Source organism: Microbulbifer maximicatervae (SeqCode) (genome assembly GCF_052467325.1).
On record NZ_CP174310.1, the window covers coordinates 1,469,937 to 1,492,581 of the forward strand.

Annotated in this window: 22 protein-coding genes and 1 riboswitch; of the genes, 2 read left to right on the forward strand and 20 right to left on the reverse strand. The window is 46.2% G+C overall.

Features of this window, described 5'->3' with window-relative positions; genetic code table 11:
• Positions 1 to 507 precede the first annotated feature (507 nt).
• Complete coding sequence (locus ACJJIE_RS06710; protein WP_444894027.1) at positions 508 to 1,416, reverse strand: LysR family transcriptional regulator; 909 nt, start codon at positions 1,414 to 1,416, stop codon at positions 508 to 510.
• A gap of 258 nt (positions 1,417 to 1,674) precedes the next feature.
• Here ACJJIE_RS06710 and ACJJIE_RS06715 point away from each other — a divergent pair, with 258 nt between their 5' ends.
• A complete protein-coding gene (locus ACJJIE_RS06715; RefSeq protein WP_444894028.1) occupies positions 1,675 to 2,031 on the forward strand; it encodes an LLM class flavin-dependent oxidoreductase in 357 nt (118 codons plus the stop codon).
• A gap of 58 nt (positions 2,032 to 2,089) precedes the next feature.
• Here the strand turns inward: ACJJIE_RS06715 and ACJJIE_RS06720 are convergent, their stop codons facing one another.
• The 19 genes from ACJJIE_RS06720 to ACJJIE_RS06810 all read right to left on the reverse strand — a co-directional run bounded on the left by ACJJIE_RS06720 (position 2,090) and on the right by ACJJIE_RS06810 (position 20,697).
• The gene (locus tag ACJJIE_RS06720; RefSeq protein WP_444894029.1) at positions 2,090 to 3,814 is read right to left on the reverse strand and encodes a hypothetical protein; all 1,725 of its coding nucleotides are present in this window, start codon (positions 3,812 to 3,814) and stop codon (positions 2,090 to 2,092) included.
• A complete protein-coding gene (locus tag ACJJIE_RS06725; protein ID WP_444894030.1) occupies positions 3,811 to 5,547 on the reverse strand; it encodes a hypothetical protein in 1,737 nt (578 codons plus the stop codon). Before ACJJIE_RS06725 ends, ACJJIE_RS06720 begins: the two co-directional genes overlap by 4 nt.
• 282 nt (positions 5,548 to 5,829) lie before the next feature.
• Positions 5,830 to 6,195, reverse strand: a complete 366-nt coding sequence (locus tag ACJJIE_RS06730) for a hypothetical protein (RefSeq protein WP_444894031.1) — start codon at positions 6,193 to 6,195, stop codon at positions 5,830 to 5,832.
• Between the two features lie 11 nt (positions 6,196 to 6,206).
• Positions 6,207 to 6,356 carry a hypothetical protein gene (locus ACJJIE_RS06735; protein ID WP_444894032.1) on the reverse strand — a complete coding sequence of 50 codons (150 nt, stop codon included), beginning with the start codon at positions 6,354 to 6,356 and terminating at the stop codon, positions 6,207 to 6,209.
• A 95-nt stretch (positions 6,357 to 6,451) separates the two neighbouring features.
• Positions 6,452 to 7,375 carry a cobalamin-binding protein gene (locus ACJJIE_RS06740; protein ID WP_444894033.1) on the reverse strand — a complete coding sequence of 308 codons (924 nt, stop codon included), beginning with the start codon at positions 7,373 to 7,375 and terminating at the stop codon, positions 6,452 to 6,454.
• 30 nt (positions 7,376 to 7,405) lie between these two features.
• Positions 7,406 to 8,239 (reverse strand): adenosylcobinamide-GDP ribazoletransferase, encoded by an 834-nt coding sequence (gene cobS / locus ACJJIE_RS06745; protein WP_444894034.1) that lies wholly within the window; start codon positions 8,237 to 8,239, stop codon positions 7,406 to 7,408.
• The gene (locus ACJJIE_RS06750) at positions 8,223 to 8,828 is read right to left on the reverse strand and encodes a histidine phosphatase family protein (RefSeq protein ID WP_444894035.1); all 606 of its coding nucleotides are present in this window, start codon (positions 8,826 to 8,828) and stop codon (positions 8,223 to 8,225) included. Before ACJJIE_RS06750 ends, cobS begins: the two co-directional genes overlap by 17 nt.
• Positions 8,818 to 9,864, reverse strand: coding sequence for a nicotinate-nucleotide--dimethylbenzimidazole phosphoribosyltransferase (cobT, locus tag ACJJIE_RS06755; protein ID WP_444894036.1), 1,047 nt, complete (start codon positions 9,862 to 9,864; stop codon positions 8,818 to 8,820). Before cobT ends, ACJJIE_RS06750 begins: the two co-directional genes overlap by 11 nt.
• 16 nt (positions 9,865 to 9,880) lie before the next feature.
• Positions 9,881 to 10,429 carry a bifunctional adenosylcobinamide kinase/adenosylcobinamide-phosphate guanylyltransferase gene (gene cobU / locus ACJJIE_RS06760; RefSeq protein ID WP_444894037.1) on the reverse strand — a complete coding sequence of 183 codons (549 nt, stop codon included), beginning with the start codon at positions 10,427 to 10,429 and terminating at the stop codon, positions 9,881 to 9,883.
• Positions 10,422 to 11,204 carry a heme ABC transporter ATP-binding protein gene (locus tag ACJJIE_RS06765; protein ID WP_444894038.1) on the reverse strand — a complete coding sequence of 261 codons (783 nt, stop codon included), beginning with the start codon at positions 11,202 to 11,204 and terminating at the stop codon, positions 10,422 to 10,424. Before ACJJIE_RS06765 ends, cobU begins: the two co-directional genes overlap by 8 nt.
• Positions 11,204 to 12,226 carry a FecCD family ABC transporter permease gene (locus tag ACJJIE_RS06770; protein ID WP_444894039.1) on the reverse strand — a complete coding sequence of 341 codons (1,023 nt, stop codon included), beginning with the start codon at positions 12,224 to 12,226 and terminating at the stop codon, positions 11,204 to 11,206. Before ACJJIE_RS06770 ends, ACJJIE_RS06765 begins: the two co-directional genes overlap by 1 nt.
• On the reverse strand, positions 12,223 to 13,731 hold the full coding sequence (locus ACJJIE_RS06775) for a cobyric acid synthase (protein WP_444894040.1): 1,509 nt from the start codon (positions 13,729 to 13,731) through the stop codon (positions 12,223 to 12,225). Before ACJJIE_RS06775 ends, ACJJIE_RS06770 begins: the two co-directional genes overlap by 4 nt.
• A 12-nt stretch (positions 13,732 to 13,743) precedes the next feature.
• Positions 13,744 to 14,358 carry a cob(I)yrinic acid a,c-diamide adenosyltransferase gene (gene cobO, locus ACJJIE_RS06780; RefSeq protein WP_444894041.1) on the reverse strand — a complete coding sequence of 205 codons (615 nt, stop codon included), beginning with the start codon at positions 14,356 to 14,358 and terminating at the stop codon, positions 13,744 to 13,746.
• A gap of 37 nt (positions 14,359 to 14,395) precedes the next feature.
• Positions 14,396 to 16,252: a TonB-dependent receptor plug domain-containing protein gene (locus tag ACJJIE_RS06785; protein ID WP_444894042.1), complete on the reverse strand. Its 1,857-nt coding sequence runs from the start codon at positions 16,250 to 16,252 to the stop codon at positions 14,396 to 14,398.
• Between the two features lie 103 nt (positions 16,253 to 16,355).
• Positions 16,356 to 16,503: riboswitch (cobalamin riboswitch) on the reverse strand.
• A 201-nt stretch (positions 16,504 to 16,704) separates the two neighbouring features.
• Complete coding sequence (locus ACJJIE_RS06790) at positions 16,705 to 17,313, reverse strand: SMI1/KNR4 family protein (protein WP_444894043.1); 609 nt, start codon at positions 17,311 to 17,313, stop codon at positions 16,705 to 16,707.
• Positions 17,314 to 17,509: 196 nt separating this feature from the next.
• The gene (locus ACJJIE_RS06795) at positions 17,510 to 18,136 is read right to left on the reverse strand and encodes a LysE family translocator (protein ID WP_282933038.1); all 627 of its coding nucleotides are present in this window, start codon (positions 18,134 to 18,136) and stop codon (positions 17,510 to 17,512) included.
• 54 nt (positions 18,137 to 18,190) lie between these two features.
• Positions 18,191 to 18,880 (reverse strand): RDD family protein, encoded by a 690-nt coding sequence (locus ACJJIE_RS06800; RefSeq protein ID WP_444894044.1) that lies wholly within the window; start codon positions 18,878 to 18,880, stop codon positions 18,191 to 18,193.
• A gap of 234 nt (positions 18,881 to 19,114) precedes the next feature.
• Positions 19,115 to 19,468: a DUF1428 domain-containing protein gene (locus ACJJIE_RS06805; RefSeq protein WP_444894045.1), complete on the reverse strand. Its 354-nt coding sequence runs from the start codon at positions 19,466 to 19,468 to the stop codon at positions 19,115 to 19,117.
• A 293-nt stretch (positions 19,469 to 19,761) separates the two neighbouring features.
• A complete protein-coding gene (locus tag ACJJIE_RS06810; protein ID WP_444894046.1) occupies positions 19,762 to 20,697 on the reverse strand; it encodes an SPFH domain-containing protein in 936 nt (311 codons plus the stop codon).
• Positions 20,698 to 21,126: 429 nt separating this feature from the next.
• Between ACJJIE_RS06810 and ACJJIE_RS06815 the strand changes: the two genes are divergently transcribed.
• Positions 21,127 to 22,413, forward strand: a complete 1,287-nt coding sequence (locus ACJJIE_RS06815; protein WP_444894047.1) for a hypothetical protein — start codon at positions 21,127 to 21,129, stop codon at positions 22,411 to 22,413.
• Positions 22,414 to 22,645: the final 232 nt, after the last annotated feature.

The window sequence follows — 22,645 nt, forward strand, 5'->3', positions numbered from 1 at the left end:
ACTGAATTAATCTTTTGAATCCAATTAATAAAGCCAAATTCTTAGGAAGCTTGGCTTGAAAAATGCCTTACACAAAATTCATACGCAAAGGAAAGGCTAAAAAAATATCAAAGTCCGTGGATCGTATGACCTAAAGTATCCAAAAGATTCCCAGTTTGTTCTAAAACTTAAGCCTACACGCAGTTCGCAGTGCGGCCTTTAGGTTTTGGGCATATTTTCTTAGATTTTGGCCTTTTAAATTGAGAGGGGTTGGTTTATACAACTGAAGTATCACTACTAGACGTGTAAGATATCCTGTAAATGAATCTACCGATAATAGATAGAAAACTTACCAGGTTAGTAAAGGGAGGCCGCATCAAGCCGTGAATTATTACCTGAAAGAAAAAAGACCTCTAGCTGAGCACCGAGATCTTCCCCTTTAAGGAGCGAAATTAATCTACCTATGCTATGCAGAACAGAGCTTGCGCATACCCATGTGAAGTGGATTCCTTTTGATGAAGCAACAATCTACTGTTCCCAAACTGGCGGTTTTCCGATTTTCTCAATCAGGTAGTCAATAAAGACTCGCACTTTAGATGTCAGAACATTGGACTTGGGGTATACGAGCCAAATGGCTGATTGATCATCTATATAATATTCTGGCAGCACTCTAACCAGGGAGCCCTCTAAAATTTCTGTTTGGATATTCCAGATAGAACTCATGCAAATTCCCACCCCTGCTTTTGCAGCGATACGCATGCTGGCGCCATCATCACAAGTCACTCGAGATCTGCTGTTTGAAGGTGGGAATTGATAAGTAGTCTGATCGCTCGCAGATATGAGTTTCCTGGGTTTTGAATTGATAAAGGCCAAAAGCTGATGTGCAACTAGCTCTTCCGGCTTTTCGGGAACACCATATTTTTTCAAGTAACTGGGAGAAGCGCATAGAACTCGCCTGTCATCCGCAAGCTTCCGACCAATTAAACTGCTATCTTCAACCGCATAATTGCGTAGTGCCAAATCAAAGCCGCCCTCGATAAGGCTGACTTGTGTGTCTGAGAGCTTCAGCTCTATGTTGACTCCAGGATACCTTTCCAGGAATTCAGGCAGGATAGGCGCGATAAAGCGCTGAACGAAAGTGCTCGATGCCGCAAACCTGAGTGTTCCGCTCACGGAGGAATTTCCACGCCCCAGCGCAGCAAATGCCGAATCCTCTTGTGCGATGATCTCCCGGGCAAAAGGCAGGAACTCCTCCCCCTCTATCGACAGTGAGACCTTGCGGGTAGATCGATGAAAAAGATCCGCCCCCAGCTGAACTTCAAGCTTGGACAAGCGGGCGCTGGCTACAGAGGGAGCCAATCCAAGCCCTCGCCCCGCAGAGCTTATATTCAGCATCTCCGCGGCCAGCACGAATAGCCGAACCCCATTTGTATCCACTTATTATCTCCAAAAACCGAATTCTGATTCCATTTATACGCCGTTTATACATAGATTCCAATGATTTAGTCTTGAATCATAGATCGAGCCAGCACTGATTGATGACTGGCCTAGGCTTTGTGGGAGATAAAAGATGCATGTACGAGTATTTATGAACGGCGGCGCAAAAAATGGCCAGGTCCAAGCCGCTAATAGTGATCTAGTTAGCACCTTTGGCCACCAAGCCTCTCCTATCCGAGAAGCATAGGAGCTACCTCAGTGCACTCTCAACACCAAGCTCAATGTGGCTCTTTTACTAGTATCAATGCCGGTTACAACGCTGTATTTAGGCCAGGTAAGCTCACGGTGGGAATTGTGGTTCCCATAGAGAATTACGGCACGAACCCAGTTCCAACAATGCTTAATCATGTTGAAAAGGTTCGGCTTGCGGAAGAACTGGGGTTTAGTGCGATTTGGCTTAGAGATGTCCTCTTCAATGTGCCTTCTTTTGGCGATGCGGGTCAAACTTTTGACCCATTCGTCTACCTTGGGCTGCTCTCAGGCCAGACATCGAAAATTGCCCTCGGCGTAGCCAGCATCATTTTGCCCTTACGTCACCCAGCGCATATTGCATAGTTCTTAGGGAAAAATAAAAGAAACCTATATACCGGCATATATAATTTCTTCTTTAGATCTAAGAATTAGCTTCTGGTGACTTATCACTAGGCAAGAAGGTTTTTAGCAGTTGAATTGGCACAGGTATACGGTAATGCCTGCTCGCCAAAAATATAATGGGCCACCACTGAGCCCGGATAACACTCAAGCTTGCAAAATGTGTAGCCGCATCACATTCCGAAAACAGCTCTTCCAGGTATTTTTCCGGTCCTGAAGAAATAGCAACATGAGACATGGTTGCTCCGTGTACATTTATGTTTTTATATAATTGAACCTCTGTTTCTTCGTCAGGAAACCAAACTTGAAGATTGCAGTGCTCTAAGTGATTTTTTATTAACTCCTGAATGGATTGATACACACGTTCAAACCCAAAGATGGCGGCAAAGGACGCTATATAAGGGTAAAAAATACTGCCTGCTGTCACTTCTTCTTTATACCCCTCTTTATCTCGGACCGGGTGTTCAAGCAGCTGATAATAGTCATTCAAAATGCAAGGATAATTCTTATTAGTTACAAATTGCCAAGAAATTCCATTTATCATTTCATCCAACCATTCATGGATGAAGCCGGCATTCCGGCCATTTAATGCCAAAAACCAAATTGCTATAAAAACATCAATTGCCTGATCATCCTTTATAGGTGTCAATAACACAGGATTATTTTTTATCAACTCCTTTATACTTACATCCATTTTTCCAGTAAGTGCTTCTAACTCTTTGCGCTGTCCTTGATCCTCTTCTTCACCCGGCAATCTATCACGTAAAAAATACCCCCATATCCCGAACATTGCCATTCGGCCTATAAGATCAAACATCTTCAAATTTACATCAAGAAAACAAGTTGGGGAAACCGCAGCCGACAACGCATATTTTTTCTTTGTATGTGGCAATATTTTGTCTTCAAAGTATGCCTCACAAACATTTAGATAGTAAGTTTGCATATATAAAATCGTCAACTGAATGGCACTAGATTCTTTATTTTTTTTACCTAAAAAAGGCTTACCGACATCCCATAGATGTAGCAAACACAACTCACCAGAACGATAAGCGCTCTCCAAATTATCTTCTTCCCTGCACCATGCATACAGTATCCAGAAACACAGATATATCTGCCGTGCGGCTGTCACCGTTTTTTTTGGTGAAAGTTCCTTAGTCTCCGACAGTGCAGTCACTAAAGACTTAAAGTATTTGTACGCAGAGTCCGGCTCATCAATCATGGAAAGTGATTTTCGCAAGAGCCTCCTACAATCATCTGGCAATAGTTCCTCCTTTAAGAGGTTGTCTTCGATGTAGCCCGCCAGTTTTTCACCACCCCACTCACTAAATGAAATATTGTCCTTCGTATTTTTCGCTTGGTAAGCCGATAAATTTAAGCGAACGTCTTCTCTGACTTCACCACCAAAGCAAATACAAATCTCGACGGGTTTGCCTTGATACTCAGCAGGCAAATGCGTCTGGACATACACATCAATAATCTCATCCAAGGAGGGCTTCAGGTCTTGGGGAGAATCTCCAGACCACGTCTTCCTATCTATATTTCCAGCTTTAACTGAAAATAGATAAACCTTTTCTTCACCACCAAACAAGCTTCCGTATGCACCAACGTCAACTCCATATTGACGCACCCCTATACCTGGTCTTGAAAAGACAACCAGCCCCATTTCTGACAACAAATCGGGTAGAAGAGAATCAAGCTCGCCCCTCTCTCTTAATGAAGCCAAGTACTCACGAACAATTATTTTCATTTTTCACACCCCCTATAGCGAAACACATAGAGTATATATTCAAGGCCATTGGAGTCATAAAGCTCTAGTGATGGAAGCTCCAACGAATGGCTAATACTATGCAGTGGCATTTCCTGGCGCTTTCTACCTTCTCCATTTGGACCTGGATACACGTGGTGAATTGACTTATGTCCATATAGCAACACGGAAGTCTTAAAAAGCGATGATAGGAAACCCTTAGGCGCATTAGCATAGGCCTCAGACATTAGTCTGGAGTGATTGCGGTTGTAGGCTTCTCTATCAGCAGTGCTCGGCCGAAGCTCTTTCACGCGTCTCGCTAAAGCTATTCCGTCATTGTGCTGATCTAGCTTTTCCATCAGATCATCAATGATACCCGCAATTGTGTCTTCACATTCCTGGGCTTTTTTATACTCAACCAAGTATTCCTTAACACTTCCCGGGAAACTAATTAGCAGTGGGTTATAAAGGATGGCTTTAATCGGATCGACCGCATCATTGGGACATATTTTCAGTAGGGAAAGTAAAAAGCTCGCAGCACTGACCTGACTAGTAAAAATCCAGCCACACGCTTTTTCAGCTAGATCAACAAACTCCTCGGGGGACAGACCTTCAACCAGACCAATATCTAAGGATAGTTTATGGCCCTTTTCCCCAAAATCAATTAGATTCGACAACGCCTTAAGTAAGCTTTGTTTCTTAGACAGCAACCATTTCGTGGCTACATAATTACGACAACTTTCACTCTCAATGAATTGGTCTTTCACATGACCAAAAGACTCAATACTGAAGCCACTATCACTAGCACTTAATAACTGCTCCATGTAGGACACTACAGCCACATAGTTGCCTGTTTTCAACATTTTCGTAAGAACAGTTCCTATAAGACCTAAGGTTCCTTTATTTTTAGCTTTGACCTGTGATAAAACACCAAATAGCTGGTCCCTCAAGCCTTCAGGGTATGCTTCCCTCTCATAAGCTAAAAAATAAGCCGAGGCATCCACAACAAAATCATCGCCGACATCAAGTACTCTATCTATGACATTCTTAATCTGCGGATATAAATTTTGATGTTTAACGCTAAGTGTTAACAAGCTTTTCAGCACCGATGATAAGGCCTCATCTTCATCAATAGCGCTTGCGCAATCACTTAGTGATGACACAGTCTTTTGCAATAGCTGATCGTCAGTTTTGAAGTCAATGCGTCCTAAAGAAAATGCGGCTTGAGAAACCACCTTTATATTTTCATGCAAGAGTAAAGATATTGCTTTTCTGACAAAGTAGTCTTTATCTTTATTGGAGCCAGCAATGAGCGCAGGCGACAGCAAACCAAAGCTATTTCCCTCTAGCGCTAGTACAGCGTCAACACTCTCCTTGGCCCGCCCTTGCTTAGCCTTGCAAAACCCAACATAGCCTTCGATGACCAGTCCAGGATAACTGCCATTCTCAGATTCACTCTTCAGATGCTCGAGACATGCTACAACCTCCGATACAGGCGCATTTACCATAGGCAAGGCATCTGAAAGTATGCCGGTAACCTGAAAGAAATTGCGATCTCTGACATTTTCAAGCCCTATAAACTCTTCGGTGAGATTAAGGTTTCCTTCGTTATGAAGTTTGGAAAGCGCCTCAGCAATACGTTTATCCCCTCCATAGTTCTCACTTAACATATTGACACAATCAAAAAATCTGGATTCCTTATAGCCTTTCAGCAGCTCACCGTAAAAATCTGTCATATCATCCTTTATTGATCATCATAAGCTAGAGGTACCCGTAGAGAGACCAAAGGTTATAGGGATAGTCTCAAACATATCTACCACACGCCGACCTTTTCTGGCATGGAGATAGCGTACTTTGAGGCAATTTAGGTAATTCAACATTCGCTTTGGGTCGCAAAAGGTCGAAGTGTCATCGTACCAGATTATTGCTTGGCCAATTAGATATTGATCAATTGTATGTTGAATATCACTGCTTTCATACATCCTGCTATTGGACATTGAACATAAAGGAGGGCTAAGCTAGATTTTACGTGATTCCCTCTCTTCTTTGGCTCTAGCTCGCTCAGCCTCCAGAATCACCTGTTCTACAGAATACTTTACTGCGCAGATCATCATGGCCATAGCACCAACAAATGTCGTAAGCGAAAGTGAAGCATTGAGTTCAACGAGAACCAAAGATATTGCACTCACAGCCAGCAACTTTAGATTTTCTATATGGAGCTTCAAGAAGCTACGATCAATCAAGCCTGAATGACAAATAAGAAAAAACCCTATTGCAGCACACGAAGTAGTTACTGAAGTGTCAGATGAATCACCTCCAACTTTCAAGGAATGATAGAATCCATAATAGACAAAAAGCGCTAAGAAAGGGCTTGCAAAGGCCATTTTTCCCGCAGCTATATCTTTAGAGATATGACGCCAAAAAATTGACCAACGATTTTTTTATCCTTCTCAAAACTAGTTAATTTAACCACCCCAAAAGGAATAGCTAGCAATCCACCAATGATCACCAAGAAACCTATAATCCCCGATACTGTTTCCAGCATACGTCTCCTTCCTTAAACTGAATTTCATCACAGCCTTATATATAAATTACTTTAATGCACCTGGGAGTATTTTATTTTTCCTACGTCATTGAGAATTACAGACCATTTTTAGCTGTAGCACCTATATCAACCTTCATTCGTGCATTGTTCAGATGATCACAAACCATTTCCATACCATCCAACACCCGAAAAGTATGTCGCTGAATGATATCCGGTGGTACATGAAACAGGTTTCCCTCTTTAACTGCATTAATTCTTGGGTAAGCCTCCCAGGCATCCAACCAATCTGGCCGCTCTTCTCCCATGCCGCTGGCGATAATTACTCTCGGATCTCTATCGAGTACAGACTCAATGCTAATCTTCGGTGCTAATACCAATGCATCGGCAAATATATTACGGCCACCACAGGTTTGAATAACATCGCTAATCAGGTGGTCGCCATTAAGTGTTTGCAGAGGCTCATTCCAAACCTGATAAAAAACACTGACTGAATCCAGGTCCTTATGGCTATGCTGTATTTGATTCAGTCGCTCAAGCCACTCTCCGGCAGATTTATCTGCATAGTCACTTGTGCCTGCAAGTTTACCGAAGCGCTTTACATTCACAGCGATATCTTCAAGAGTGTGAGATTCAGATACGAAAACTGTAAAACCGAGATCCTCCAGTTTATTAATCATCTGATCGCCATTTCCCGATCCCCAGGCAACAATCAAGTCAGGATTTAGCAATAGTAAACTTTCATAGTTTACCGCTTTATAGTTACCTATCTCCGGTAATTGCTTGGCTTGCTCGGGGTAGTCACTGTAGCTTACCGCAGCGATTAGCTTATCCCCTGCCCCGGCACTGTAAAAGTTCTCCACGATATTTGGCGCTAGCGCAACAATACGCTCTGCTGGTGCAGGCAGTTCAACCCATTGGCCACGGGCATCTTTTACCCGCACGGGATCATCCGCCCAAGTATTACTCACCAATAACAGGTTCAAGGTTAAAACAACACGGACAATACTGCTTCGAGACATCTCTTTAACTCGACTATAACTAAGGAGCTTCTAAACAGCTCCGTAACTCACATTGGCAACCACTGCCACCCATAAAATCAATATCGACAACTCACTTATCTCGACCAAACCGCCCAAACAATCGCCGGTATAACCACCAATAGCCTTATCCCACAGGCGACGCCAGAATAAAACCAGGCCAATCAAACTACAGACGATGCCTATGGCAATGGGTATTGGCGCCGCTAAACATCCAATAGCAATTACGATTGCAACTACCGGCAATAGGTCCCATCGGCGCTCGGAGCCAGTGGGCGGTACATGGCCTTCAATACGTGCGTATTGTGAAATTCCCATTAAAGCCAGGGCCGCAGCCCTGGCTAACATAGGTGAGAGCACTAACGGCAGATAGACCCAAGCATCTTTTGTTACCGGGTTTATTAGCTCTAGCAGGGTTGCTATTGCAGCGAACTTTATCAGTAGGAAAACAACAACAGCCGCTACCGCAATAGAGCCGCAGTGGGGATCGTGCATTACCCTCAGAATATGCTGACGTTGTTCTTCAGGATCGGCACACTTATGTCCAGCAAAGTAGGCATCAGTACAGTCAGCAAGGCCGTCGAGGTGTAGTGCACCTGTCAGGACCACCCAGAAACCCAATAGTATTGCGGCTTGTAACTGAGTACCTAAAGGGGCCAGAAGGTAGGCGGCTCCGGATAACAGTACACCAATCACCACTCCAACCAGGGGGTAAAAATATATCGACCGCTTCACCGTTTCCTTGTCCACCTCCCGCAGCAAGCCCGCCACCGGCAGCCGGGTAAGAAATACCAGCGCATACAGAAATGCTTGGGATAGGTTGTACAACTTACGGGCAATAAACATAAGCTGACTGCTCTGGGTAGGAAACGGTAAAGGTCTTATTGTCCGAGTCGTATCTCAGCGATGCGGCAAACCCGTAATTAACTTGCAGTGAAATCATTTTGACTGGAAGCCAGTTATTCGCATATGCGAGCAACAACTTGATAACGCCGCCGTGAGTAATGAGCAGCAGGGACTCTCCCGAATATTGCTGGGCTAGATTATCAATAGCTTGAAGAACTCTGGATCGAAATACGTGAAAGGGCTCGCCTCCCGGCGGTGCGTGCTTTTCCGGGTCACGCCCCCAAGCTTCACACAGTGCTCGTTGCTCAGTCCAGATCTTATCGACTGACTGCCCCTCCCAGTCCCCGAAACCAATTTCCCGGATATCAGGAACTTCAGTTATCGGTAGCTTTTTCTCTCCGGCAAGCTGAGCAGCAAACCGTTGGCAGCGTTGTAAGGGTGAAGTAACAATCCGGTTCCAGGAGTCATCGAGCTCAGCAAGCCCTCGCAACATCTGCTCCCTACCCTCACTGGTTAGGGGTACATCAATCTGGCCGCGAAAAATATTCCCACCTTCGCAGGCACCGTGTCGTAAAAGATCAATCCGCAACTGGCACTCCTGCCTCACTGAAAGTGAACATTTTGTTATGCAGGTTCAGCGCTTGCTTGATAATACTGATGGCCAACACTGCACCTGTGCCTTCGCCAAGGCGCATATTGAAGCTCAGCAATGGCTTCACCCCCAGGCACTCGAGGGCTAGTTTGTGACCAGACTCGTCAGAGAGATGGGCGTAGAGCAACCAGGGTTTCACTGACGGATTAATAGTACCGGCAATAGCTGCCGCAGCAGTCGCCATAAAACCATCAACCAATACAGGGACACCTCGCTGGGCACTGGCGACAAACGCTCCTGTTAAGGCTGCAATCTCAAAGCCACCAAAAGTTTGCAAAATAACAAGTGGCGAGCCCAGCGCTGCCCGATGCTGCTCCAAGGCAAATTCGATCAGTTCCACCTTGCGGGCGAGCACTGCATCGTCGATACCTGTTCCTCGCCCTGTAATGTTGCCAACCTCTAGCTCAAAAAGGGCAGCAAACATGGCAGCGGCGGAAGTGGTATTGCCAATACCCATATCACCGCCAATAAAACAATCTGCATCGGTAGACTGGCGGCGACCGGCATCAAGAGCAAGAGCCAGCTGCGCTTGGGTCATAGCTGGGTTACCTTGGGAGAAATCCGCAGTAGAGGGAGCTATAACTTCATCAATCAGGTCGGGGTGTTCAGCGGGGACCACACAACCCAGGTTAATTGCGGCAAAGTCAGCATTCTGCTCGCGGCTCAACACATTAATAGCCGCCCCGCCCTCGCAAAATAGTTTTAGCATTACAGAAGTGACTGCCTGAGGAAATCGGGAAGTTCCCTGGGCTGCAATACCGTGATCAGCACCGAATACCCGCACCGACAAATTATTCAGTAGGGGTTGCTCCCTCCCCTGGAATCCGGCGAAATCTACGGCAATACTCTCGAGCCGACCGAGTGCGCCTTGCGGCTTAATCAATTGCTTCTGGCGGGCAATCGCGGCATTGCGAGCACTCTGGTCCGGGGTTGGTGCGGGCTTATCGAGCCAACTGAGTTCATCAGTCATCATTATCAATCTCAGGTGATTACTTTACAGTGAGCGGCAAACCAGCAATTGCCAAGGTGACGCTATCAGCTCGCTCGGCTAATGCCTGATGAAGCCAACCTGCCGCATCCACAAATTCCCGCGATAACTGCCCAAGGGGCACAATACCCGAACCGACTTCATTACTGACAAAAATCCAAGGTGGGGTATTACCGTTAGCGAGAGTACGCCTCTGATCGATACATTGCAGAAGCGCCTCTTGCTCACGCTCCCAAACGCCCAGATGAAGACAGTTGCTCAACCACAAAGTGAGGCAGTCCACCAGTACACAATGGGACTCAGGAGCGGTAACCAGAGCCTCGGCCAGTGCAGTAGGTTCTTCCAGGGTCTGCCAGCGATGATCCCGGTCTTCCCGATGTCGAGCAATACGGGTAGACATTTCTTGATCGCCCGCCGTAGCCGTTGCCAGGTAGATAAGTCCACCATCTCTACTGCTATTTAGCCACTGTTCCGCGCGCTGTTGTGCGAGCCGGCTTTTTCCGCTGCGGGCGCCCCCTAGTACCAGGTGTACACCACTGGTGCTAGACATCTGCAATCACCAGGGATTTACCGGTTACGGGATGTGGCATCACCGTGACACTGTAGCCGTAAAGCTGCTGCATATTCTCCGCAGTCAATACATCCTCCGGATTTCCGTAGGACATACTGCGCCCCTGCTTTAAGGCGAGGATTCTGTCGCTGTAGCCGCTGGCATGGGCCAGATCATGGACCGTCATTACCACAGCTACGCCACTTCGCGCGAAGTCTCTTACCGCTCTCATCATTCCATATTGGTGTGCAATATCCAGGCTAGCAGCGGGCTCATCTAATAAGAGGAGCCGCTCTCCACCATCCTCTGCCCGCCAGATCTGGGCCATCACCCGAGCCAATTGCAAGCGCTGCTGCTCGCCGCCAGATAATGTTGGGTACAGGCGCTCAGACAAATGACTAACATCCAGCGCTGCCATGGCTTCCAGGCAGATTTCTCGGTCCCGGTCAGTGCCAGTGGAATGCGGAGTTCGACTGAGGGCGACCAATTCCAGCCCGGTAAAGGCAAATGTCAGTGGGTTATTTTGCGGCAGGACGGCAACTTGCCTGGCTCGATTGCGGGCGGACAACTTTGAAAAAGAGCGGCCTTTAAAGTGGACCTGCCCGGAATCCATCCTGACTTCACCGCAAAGGGCACGCAGCAGAGTCGACTTACCGGCGCCATTGGGGCCAATCACACAAACCAGCTCGCCGACATCTACCTTCAGGTTGATATCTTGCAACAGCGGCCGATTATCGACACTAACCGCAACTCCCTCCACCTGTAGCAGAGCCATTAAATTGCCCCCCTGCTTTTACGCAACAAGGAAACAAAGAAAGGCACTCCAATTAGTGCGGTGATCAGCCCTACCGGGATCTCCACCGGGGCAATAATGGTTCGCGCCAGGGTATCGGAAACCAGCAATAAACTGGCTCCAGCCAGGGCAGAAAGCGGCAACAGTTGCCGGTGATCAGGTCCTACCCATAAACGCACTATATGGGGCACTACCAGCCCCACAAAAGCAATACTGCCGGCTACAGCAACCGAAGTGCCCACTCCCGCCGCAACAAGCACTATCAAACGGGTTTTTACCCGCTCCACATCAATACCGAGGTGCCGCGCCTGGGATTCTCCCAATAAAAGAACATTTAGTGAGGTGCCGAAGCGGGACATACTGGCAAGCAAAGCGCCCAGCACGGCCAAAACCAGAAAAGCGCGAGGATAGCTCGCTGCATCCAGCCCTCCCATAAGCCACAGGCTCATACGGCGCAGGGTGTCATTATCAGCAAAGTACTCCATTAGCCCGATCAGGCTTGCGGAAAAAGCGGTAACGGCAATCCCCATTAGCAACATGGTGGCCACGGAAGTGCCATTAATACTTTTCGCCACTTTGTAGACCAGTGTCACCGCTAAAAGGCCGCTGAAAAAAGCAGCTATGGATACAACGGGCAAACTCCCAAACGCAGCGGCAACCTCCGCTCCTAGCAGGATGGCCAAACAAGCACCGAGAGAAGCCCCTGCGGTAACACCAATCAGGGATGGGTCAGCTAGAGGGTTTCGAAATAAGCCTTGCAACATTGCCCCGCAGATGGCGAGCACAGCACCCACTCCAGCGGCCAATAGCGCCCTTGGCAATCGTATTACCTGAACAATATCCCCAGCGAGTCCACCATCGCCCTGACCACTGATCGCGGCAATTAGTTGTGAGGGTGAGAGATACACTGCACCTATAGCAACGGCAGCAGAAAAACTAAGGGCAAGTGCTGTGGGCAGTAACCACCAGGCAACATTTAATGCTTTGATACGGGCAACAGTCACTGGGTATCCTCTTGCAGCACTGCCGTCTCCTTAGCTCCCTCAAATTGCTCGAGCCAGTTTCCCTGGATATTCTCGGCAATAGTCTCAGCCAGCCTGTCCAATTGTTGCTGTCGCTGTTCACCCACATCCAGCGGCGTAGAGTCTTTCAACCCACCCCAGGCAAAAAGTGCGCTCAGCGCTTCGGGTGAATCGAACAGCCCATGCACGTAGGTCGCGAATATCTGTCCATCAGCACTTATTGCACCATCAGGCCTGGAATTTCCGTCTTTATCACAGATATATACCGCTGGAGTTTGCAGAGCTACACCTTCTGTTATGCCACAGTGGATTTCGTAGCCCTGAACAGGAGTAGCTTCTTTTACTTCATTTTCCAAAGCTAAAAAGCCGGTAATATTTTTCAGTGCTTTGACTGGTTGCAATCGAGTTGTGAAATCCAGATAACCCAAGCCCGGTTCGTTGCCCGGGGTATCCTCTACCCCATCCGGGTCCTGTACCTCGCTCCCCAGCATTTGCAAACCACCGCAAATACCCACTAGTTTGCCGCCATAGCGCAGATGCCGATCCAACTGTGCAGGCCAATCGTTTTCTTTTAAGTAAGCCAAGTCTGCCCGCACATTTTTACTGCCGGGAAGAATAATCCAGTCGCACTGTGGGACTGGTTCACGGACACTGACAAATTGCAGATCGATATCCGGATGCAACCTCAGCGCATCAAAATCTGTATGATTGCTTATGCGCGGCAATACCGGCACTACCACTTTCAATCGAGCATCAGCACCGCTCTGTTGGGTGCTAATGGCATCCTCCGCGTCAAGGTAGAGGTCATGGAGATAAGGTAAGACTCCCAGAACTGGCTTGCCCGTATACTCCTCTAACCAGTCGAGCCCCGGCTGAAGTAATTGCAGATCGCCACGAAAGCGGTTGATCACAAAACCAACGACACGCTCTCGCTCTGAGGAAGACAGCAATTCGAGGGTGCCTACCAAGTGGGCGAACACGCCTCCGCGATCGATATCGGCAATCAGTACAACCGGGCAATCAACGGCCTCGGCAAAGCCCATATTGGCAATATCGTTTTCCCGCAGGTTAATTTCTGCCGGGCTGCCAGCCCCTTCAACTAACACCAACTCATATTGATCATCGAGCTGTGCGAAGGAGCCCAGCACTGCATTTTGCGCGGTAGCTTTGTAGTGGTGGTAATCCAGCGCCTGCATATTCCCCAGCACTTTACCCTGGATAATAACCTGAGCCCCGGTATCTGAAGCGGGCTTAAGTAACACCGGGTTCATATCGCTGTGGGGGTCGATCCCACAGGCCTGGGCCTGCAGCGCTTGTGCCCGCCCTATCTCACCACCATCCACCGTAACGGCACTATTGAGTGCCATGTTTTGCGGCTTAAAAGGTGCGACACTGACTCCGCGCTGGGAAAAGTAACGAGCGAGCCCAGCCACCAAAGTACTCTTGCCGGCATCGGAAGTCGTGCCCTGAACCATCAACGCGGACATAGTAAAAACAACCTAGTAATCTACGCCTTTGCGGGCTTTGATTCCCGCTTTAAAAGCATGCTTAACATCTTTCACTTCAGATACCGTATCCACGAGCTCCTGTAGTGCACTACCACCACCTCGACCAGTCACCACCAAACTCTGTTCCTGTGGCCGCTGGGCTAGAGTCTCCAATACTTTGGACTCATCCAGGTATTTGTAAGCGAGCATATAAGTGAGCTCATCCAACACCACTAAATCATAGGTGGTATCGGTGAGCATTTTTTCTGCCTCTGCCCAGGTTCTCTCTGCAGCAGCAATATCACTGGTGCGATCCTGAGTATTCCAGGTAAAGCCAGTGCCCATTTGATAGAGAGTAACTTCCGGGCAATGGTTTGTAAGGAAAAGCTCTTCCCCAGATTGCTGTGCGCCTTTAATAAATTGCACAACGCCCACTTTCTGCCCGTAACCCAGTGCGCGTATCACCATGCCGAAAGCTGAGCTCGACTTCCCTTTGCCATTTCCGGTGAGCAGGACAGCAACTCCACGCTGGATATCGGCTGCTGCAATGTTGGCATCAACCTTCTCCTTGTGTTTTTGCATTGCCTGCTTGTGCTTGGCATTTCGTTTTTGCTCGTCTTCCGACATGGCCACCTCAGTTCAAGAACCTATAAAAGAAAGTGCTTTAGAAGCTGAATTCCACACCAGCATAACCGGCGAGGCCCGCAGTGTTATAGCCAGTGACTTCCACATAATCTTCGTCGGTAAGGTTTTCACCGCGAACAAATACCGTCGTGGCGTTGTTCAGCTGATAACGGACACTGGCATCCAGCACTTGATAATCATCCAGCGAAGAGCCATCGCTATCTACCACATCCGCACTGGAACGCAGGTTCATAACAAGGCTCAAGTCACTAGTAGGCTTATAAGTGAAGCCGAGATTCGCCAAGTGCTTGGGACTGCGGGCTCGGGGAGAATCATCGGCTTCTTCAGCATCGGTGTAGGTGTAGTTGGCTGATAACAGCAAGGTATCAGTTACCTGTGTTTCAGCAACCAATTCGACTCCACGAGATTTGCTTGTTCCACTACTTTGCAAATAACCAAATGCATCCCCATTCCAGCCAATTTCATTTTCAATAACTTGGTCAAACAGCACAAATTCGAGATACAGTGCATCTTCATTGAAGTACTCGACACCAAGATCCAGACCCTGACTCTCTTCCGGCTTAAGGGACGGCAACTCTAATGGGGTAAAAGTCAACCAATCAAATGCAGTCGCGTTGTGGTTAACTTCATACAGGCTTGGGGCACGGAAGCCAGTCCCATAACTACTTTTTATCTTTACGGTACCGTTGGCAACACCTTCGAACAAATAGGCTGAACTGGCGCGGAAGCTATTGTAACTGCCAAAATCGGAGTTGTTGTCATGACGAAGGCCAAGGGTGATATAAGCCTTGTCAGCATAGCTTCCCTGATATTCGGAATAAACTGCCCACTGATCCCGATCCAGGTCTCCCGAAGTATCTTCACGATGCTCTACCCCGTAGACTACCCCATGTTCGCGGCTAAACCCGTGGGAGCCCATTAGGTTTAACTTTTCGATATCACCTTCTGCTTCATAGGAAGTCACACCTTCATCGATATAGGTACGCTGCAATTCAGATCGTGTATAGGCTAATTCCTGTTGGCTGTCCTCACCTTTGTGAGCCAAGCTAACACGAGCACTTTCCTGACTAAACTCAAAGTTGCAATCGTCATGAAGAACAAACCAACCGCAGCGATCATATTCACCTGAGGCATCGGTATCCCGCGCTACGGCCTCAAGTCGCCACTGCTCAGAGATATTCCAGCCTACACGGCCATGCAAGGTTTCATTATCATAACCGTCGTCATCTTTCAGTTCGGTGTCATAACTACTAGTATTAAAACCATCGGTTTCTGCCACTGCTGCAGAAACAAAATAATCCAATGTTTCATTGGCTCCGCTAGCGCTGGCATTGTAGCGTTCAGTATCGAAGCTACCTCCCTCGGCAGACAGCTCAAAGCGCTGTCCTTGATCTTCGCGACGAGTTGAGATATCCAGCACTCCACCGGCATCGGCCCCGTAGAGCATTCCCTGCGGGCCACGCAGCAGTTCCACACGCTGTAAATTACTGCTCATAATATGTTCAATATGAGCACCGGCCTGAAGGCCGGTTGGGTCAGAAATGTCAATACCGTCTACCTGGACCAAGGTTCTGAAACCAGATTCTCCACGCACCCTTAAGGAGGTAGTCTTGCCCATACCCCCTGTATTGGTAACAGACACAGAAGGCACACTGCGCAGAACATCGGCAAGGGACACCAATCCCCGCTCTTTTAGCTGCTCTTCATCCAATACAGTTACTGAAGTAGCTACCTGGCGCAGCGGCTCGCCCTGACGGGAACTCACAACAACCACGGTTTCCAGGTCCGGAATTGAAGATTCGGTAACAGTGGATTCAGCAAAAGACGGCGCGCTCACGGCTGACAGTACAGCCAGGCTCAATATAGATTTTTTCAAGTTTCAACCCCTAAGACAAAAGCACATGGGATCGAGGGAGGAATAGCAATGCGGCACGCCGAAGCGCGAAAGATCGTATTGCAAGATGGTAGCCCTCCGCTCCATCGTGTTTAGAAAAGAGGCCGGTATCGGGCTTACCACTCAGAATACAGGTGGATCACCGTTGCGGGGGCAGCGCCGGATTTCCGGACTTCCCGTTTAACCTTCTCAGCCAATTCAGGGCAGAAGGCACCTCTAATCGTGGTCGCGAAACTAGTGGAAAGGTACCGGAAAGTCAACAGAAGCCAAAAAATGTGAGGGAAGCTTGTTCGTGAGTCGGGTATTCCCTCATTACATAAGTACTAGTTATTCATGAGCAAGATTTCAAAAGCACTTAGCAAGGCATCTCCATTTAGACTGAGATCAACCTTGAGCTGCAGTCATAATAAAGAATTTATCAATAAATCATTCCGCTAACTATTATCAAATACTGCAAGCCAATCTGTATAATATTTATCTGCATATTGACGAAGGAATGGAAACAACCAAGATGCACTTCTTTCATGAAGATTAAACCCACATCCATCATCAACAAGTACATCTTTGTCAACTATTCCGGAGAGCGCATGATGTAGAGCTGAAGCGCATAGTAGAAATTGCCCTATTGAATCTGCGATAGGCCTAAAATCCCATCCCCCAGCCCCATGCATGGCACGATATACCATTGAATTTCGGTTATTTTCGGCCAAGTCAACAATGATTGGGTCTGCCCCCTCATCGGCGAATAAAAACCAGGTTTTATCCCAACCGGGTATTGGCTGATTGTCAACCGGGTTGTAGTTATATCCATTCATCAGCCATGACAAGCGCCTGGCACTATAAAGATCAATTGGATTGCCCACGCCATCAAGATATTGACTGTGTGCAGGCGCATAGTGGACTATATACTCTTGAAACTCTTTCGGAAAAACAATATCCCTTTCCTCTTGCAACCGAAAATAGATAGAGTTTCCGCCTCCCTGAAGTTCGAAATTTGTCTTTGAAAAACTATGAATCAACTCAATATAATCTTTAATATCCATACTACGTAACTCGCGAAACTACTTGCTGTATTTTTTTTGGGGAGGGTACACAGCTCCATTTAGAGCAACGGGTACGGCTTACCCTACTCATCTAACTGCGACCTACTTACCACCTTGCTTCTGACAGCGGGAGGGGCGCTGTATATTTTACAGAAGTACCCAACATAGATTTTTGTATATTCTTACATACACCTTCCTATTTTGATGTGCCAACTAAAACACAACCAGCACCAACAAAAGTGGAACCAAATATACGACCGAGCAATCGACTTGAGGCCATATTCCTGGATTTTTCTTTAGTACCAAAAACTAATAAGCTATAACAAAACAAACAACTAAAAGATAATGCCATAAAAGTGAAAACCAGCAAGGAGAACTGGGGTAAGAGTGGATCTGACAAGGAAATAAATTGCGGGAAAAGCGCGGTTGTGAATATAATCGCTTTAGGGTTCGTTAAGGCAATTAAGCCCCCTTGAATATACAAATTCAATGCGCCTCGCCTAGCATTACAAGCTACATCAGCAGAATCCGCCCTTCCTATTCCGTTTTTCCAAAGTTTAACCCCCATATAAATCAGATATCCAGCCCCAATCATCTTTACCATAGTAAACGCTACGGAAGAGTTAAGGACAATTACACTCAATCCAATAACTGAAAGCCCGGACATAACAAACAAACCAGATATATTACCCAATGCCGTGAACACACCCCCTCTAACACCGTCCGATAGAGTATTGATAGAGACCAGTAGTGCCGCAGGCCCTGGGGTAGCAGTCGCCAAGAGTGCGATTACGCAAAAGGCCAACCAACTTTCAAATGCCATTTAACTCACCTTAATTGACCATTGCTCCTCAGGGGAAGGCAAATCGGTAGTAGACTAGTAAACTTCCAGCCTTATTCTCCTCGCCCCATATAAGCGACCAGACCACCCCAGCCAAGGAAGCACAAAAGCCGAGACCCAAAAGCACAAACTAATTAGAAACTGCATAGAACTTTCCAGCTGACTGCAAATCTGCCTAAAAGCACACAGCTCCGATACTGAAAAAAAAGAAATCATGGATGCGAAGAGCATTGAAAGTAATAGATATACACCTACTACAACCAATCTCCGGACCTTTCCTGGATACTTATAGTCTAGCGATTCAGTGCGCTCATCAAGCACCTCATAGCCTGGCAATGAAGCCGGGTCCTTTACAACCACTAGCGACACTGAGAGAAAATCATGCACAGCTTGACGCTTCTTTGATGTAAGAATAGCTATTAGTGAAGGAACCCCTAAGAATAGTTTAAAGAACGTCCTGACAAGTGCCTGAAAAATATTAATTTTTTTATTGGCTCCCACCTTACGGATACGAATACCCATTAGATGATGCCCAACATTCCCACCAGTTAACGAAACCAATACCGGTTCAAATAAGATGATCGGCATTAGAATTAAAGCTGATTGGTACACATCATTTTTTAAGCCGATGCTAGTACCAACAGCTATTGAAAAGGCAACAACTACAACTAGCACCAAAGAATCAATCATCAATGCTCTAAGTCTTCTGGATAACTTGGGGTACATATTTGTTAGAAATTTCTATTCAAAGTGGCTTATTAAAGAGAGGCCCCTGTATACCACCTTTATCACCTCATCTAAAGTATTTTTAGTAGATCTATACTCCGAGGACACATGCATGCCAACTGTCTGCGACACCTTTGTACCACTAAAATACAATCTCATGGCAACGCAGGCTAAGGAGTTGATATTGCTCTCAACCACTCATATTGACATGCTGCAACAACCTACAAATATGCCTTATCTATCCAAAATAATATTAAAACCACCATAGATTAATCTCTTACTATCAAATGGCATGGGGTTCTGATCTGGGTGCATCCTCGGGTCATCCATAACCGCTTGCCACCCAGAATCTCGAACTTCTTTAGAAGGCCAAACAACCCAGGAGAACACTACGGTTTCATTGCCTGCACACTTCACAGCCAAAGGGAACGAGGTTAATTCGCCCTCAGGAACATCATCACCCCAAGTTTCAACAACCTTTAGAGCCCCCTGCTCTTTAAATACTTCTGCAGCAATTTTTGCATGCTTAATATACTCTTCTTTATTGTCTGTGGGTACAGCTGCTACAAATCCATCTGCATAAGACATTTTTAAGCCTCCGATATTTTTCTAAATTGAAAATTTACTGTTGAAATTAAACACAGACTCGCAAAGTACCTCTAACTCTCAGAGCTAGTGATAATAAATAGGGCTTAGACCTAAATTTTTCCGGTCTATAGCCTATCTAAACAACAAGCCCAAGAATAACACTATCCAAAACGCAACTTCACAACCAATATCAATAAAGCGCCATCTGGCAGCCCCACTCACTGCATATAAATCGCCATTCACTTTGAAGCTACCAAAGGATAGCCCATAGGCTTATCCCTCGGACAACCTTATTAAACAAGCTCGGACTCTCTCAAGGATCGTTGTTTTGCTACCGCAGCCGCCTTATCAGGTAAAGGCAAAGCGACAGGTGCTTGCTGCGGCTGACTGGTAGCCATTACCACAGTGCTACCGTGACGTGCGGCAGTTACAAGCGCATCATTATCCGCAATGGCAGTCATAAAGCGCAGCGCTTCGTCAGCGCTGGTGCCTGCGCTGGTAAGAACCTTGATAGCCTCGGCAGCACTTTCGGCATATACCCGTCGCGCCTCACCCATTTTCTCCATACGGATCTTTACGGACTCACCATCAGCTTTAGCTTTACCCACTTCGCGTTCCCGGATTGCCTCAGCCTCATAGGTAGCGGCCTGCTTCTCCCGCTGCATTTCCATAACTTTGTTAGCCTGAACCTCTACCGACTTCGGCAGGCGTGGCTCATCCGACAATACATCGACAATCTCAACACCAAAGTCATGGAAAAAGTGGCGAAGACGCTCTTTGGCCTTATCCGCTATCTGTTCTTTCTTGTTATAAACATCTTCAAGCTCAATGCCATTAGCAACAGGAATAGCCGCATCCGTTGCAAAAGATTTTAGTTGTGCCTGATAATTTTCCAGGTCATACAATGCCTTGTAGGCGAGCCTCACATCTGAGGCCACCTGATGTTGCACTTTTAAAATCAACCCAAAGGTTACATGATTACTTGTTTTCAAACTAAGCTCTACTGGCGTTTCGTGCAGTGCTGTAGAAGCCTTTTTATCAACCCAAGATAGATAAGGAATAATCAAGTTGAATCCAGGTGTAGCAGTCTTCCAGTATTTGCCTAAAAATAGAACAAAGTGGTACTGTTTTGGTTCAACGATAACAATAGCTTTAGCAATCAAAAAGGCTGCCGCCACCAACGGTAAAATTGGCCAAAAAGGAAGGGCTTCAAAGAATTGTTCTAACATATATAAGTGTTTCCAAACAGTGGTATCAGCAAATTATCATTTAAATCACCAATAGAAAATATAGCTAACGGATTGAGAAATCAAACTTTAACAAGGCTCTCTACCCAAGAGTCACTCGGGCTTACAGAAACTCTGATACTTTATTTAATCCAGTTCGACACTTATTTATCGACATACTAAAACAGGCTGTCTGCTTGAAACTTTAGCTTTATTCACCCTGACTTTTGGCTAACTAGCTTGAGCCAAACAGATAAACTCGAGCATATTTAAATTTTTGTAAAGTCGAATACATCATAAGTCCACCCGCTTGATATATACATTGTTTAATTGGCCGCAATCAGCACAAATGATGCTTCGAACTTTTTTGTGATTAAGGGCCGAAACAACTACTTTACATAACATGAATACAGGTTAGAGGCGAGGCTCCCTATGTCCGGCAGAGAGCTCTCCAGAGCACTTGGCCCCGAGGAAGTACTATTTACTGAGCTGGCAAGAAGAACATGCGGCGGAACCTTGATAATCTCATTTATCAAAGTTCTCATCCCTATGAGTATTGAGCAACTAAAGTCTGGATTTGCCTGGATTCACACAATATATCCCCTACTACAAGCAAGGGTAGAGACTGGGGAGCAGCTATGTTGGCGGTGTGACGTACCATTCGAATCGATCCCCTTTGAGATTAGAAGACTCGACAAACCTTTCGATTTTGAACACGAATTCAATCGTAGGGGCGAATTAGGGCTTGATGTCAGCAAATGTACTTATACTATTACCTTCTATATCAATTCTGATGACAAAGTAGAATGGGTTTCCTTAGTAAGCAGCCATGCAGCTTTGGATGGCCGGTCAATTATGACCTTATTCTATGTCTTGGATCTTTATTTTAAAAGTGATGATTCATTTAGACTTGAAGAGCAACCTCTTTATGATCCAGTTGAAAGCTATTTCAACTCTCCAAAACATTTTGCAAACAAAGAATCATCACAATTTAAAAACAATCTATTCAAGTGGCCAGTAGAGGAACCTGCATTTGCTGCTGAGCGAGAAGGACATGCCATCTACCGTGCTTTTCCCGTAGAAGAAATTACAGAACTGGCAATATTGGGAAAACGTCATAAAGTAAGGCCCACAGCCCTATTTTGTGCGGCAGCTATTCAAGCCGCTCAAATACTGCCAAATCATAAGGACTGGATAAGTATCTTACTCCCCATGGATGTTAGGGATCTATGTGGCTCACAGATTGGAATTAGTGCTATCGGTGCCTTCTCTGCAGCAACAACCCTTGAGATAATGCCAGATATTGACATAGAGGACACATGGCAATTAGCACAATACTTACAGTTTGAACTTGATAGGCAAGCAGAGGCAGGAGAGTCTTGCAAATTTTTATTCCCGCAAAACTATAAGTTGAATGACATAATAGATTTCGTACAAGAATATGAAAATAATAAACCAGTATTTCCTGAGGGAATCTGTATTTCTAATGTAGGAAGTATGAAAGCACTTAATACAGAAATGAAATACTTTGAGATTGTCAGTGGAATTCCACTTCAAACCCACGGCGCCCACCCAATTTCAATATTAACTTATTCAACCATGCGCAACTCTGTATTTGTTTTTTCATACTGTGACCCACTAACCAAAAGGGACAATATTTTAAACTTTGCGGAAAGGTTTATAAATACTCTAAAAAAACTGGAATTAAGTGACATGTAATACTACTTTGCAAACAGCCAAGCACAGATACACTGAACATATTTATACATCATTGAAAGTTAACTATTTCAAGGCGTCAACATGTCCGCATGGATAAGCGCCACCTTTAGCACAAGAAGCAACCAATCAGGCTTGCCTAGTTAAGCCGCAATCCTGTGTAGCACTCGAAAGAGAGCCTCCGTGGATATTAAAAACACACCCCCAACTTCACTGTAAGTCCTAAATCAGAGCA

Coding starts and splice junctions, on each gene's coding strand:
- ACJJIE_RS06810 (WP_444894046.1), bottom strand. CDS start 20,697: ATGTTAGAACAATTCTTTGAAGCCCTTCCTTTTTGGCCAATTTTACCG.
- ACJJIE_RS06730 (WP_444894031.1), bottom strand. CDS start 6,195: ATGGCCTTTGCAAGCCCTTTCTTAGCGCTTTTTGTCTATTATGGATTC.
- ACJJIE_RS06765 (WP_444894038.1), bottom strand. CDS start 11,204: ATGGCTCTGCTACAGGTGGAGGGAGTTGCGGTTAGTGTCGATAATCGG.
- ACJJIE_RS06725 (WP_444894030.1), bottom strand. CDS start 5,547: ATGACAGATTTTTACGGTGAGCTGCTGAAAGGCTATAAGGAATCCAGA.
- ACJJIE_RS06800 (WP_444894044.1), bottom strand. CDS start 18,880: ATGTACCCCAAGTTATCCAGAAGACTTAGAGCATTGATGATTGATTCT.
- ACJJIE_RS06815 (WP_444894047.1), top strand. CDS start 21,127: ATGTCCGGCAGAGAGCTCTCCAGAGCACTTGGCCCCGAGGAAGTACTA.
- cobS (WP_444894034.1), bottom strand. CDS start 8,239: ATGTTTATTGCCCGTAAGTTGTACAACCTATCCCAAGCATTTCTGTAT.
- ACJJIE_RS06795 (WP_282933038.1), bottom strand. CDS start 18,136: ATGGCATTTGAAAGTTGGTTGGCCTTTTGCGTAATCGCACTCTTGGCG.
- cobT (WP_444894036.1), bottom strand. CDS start 9,864: ATGATGACTGATGAACTCAGTTGGCTCGATAAGCCCGCACCAACCCCG.
- cobO (WP_444894041.1), bottom strand. CDS start 14,358: ATGTCGGAAGACGAGCAAAAACGAAATGCCAAGCACAAGCAGGCAATG.
- ACJJIE_RS06720 (WP_444894029.1), bottom strand. CDS start 3,814: ATGAAAATAATTGTTCGTGAGTACTTGGCTTCATTAAGAGAGAGGGGC.
- ACJJIE_RS06735 (WP_444894032.1), bottom strand. CDS start 6,356: ATGCTGGAAACAGTATCGGGGATTATAGGTTTCTTGGTGATCATTGGT.
- ACJJIE_RS06790 (WP_444894043.1), bottom strand. CDS start 17,313: ATGGATATTAAAGATTATATTGAGTTGATTCATAGTTTTTCAAAGACA.
- ACJJIE_RS06740 (WP_444894033.1), bottom strand. CDS start 7,375: ATGTCTCGAAGCAGTATTGTCCGTGTTGTTTTAACCTTGAACCTGTTA.
- ACJJIE_RS06805 (WP_444894045.1), bottom strand. CDS start 19,468: ATGTCTTATGCAGATGGATTTGTAGCAGCTGTACCCACAGACAATAAA.
- cobU (WP_444894037.1), bottom strand. CDS start 10,429: ATGTCTAGCACCAGTGGTGTACACCTGGTACTAGGGGGCGCCCGCAGC.
- ACJJIE_RS06775 (WP_444894040.1), bottom strand. CDS start 13,731: ATGTCCGCGTTGATGGTTCAGGGCACGACTTCCGATGCCGGCAAGAGT.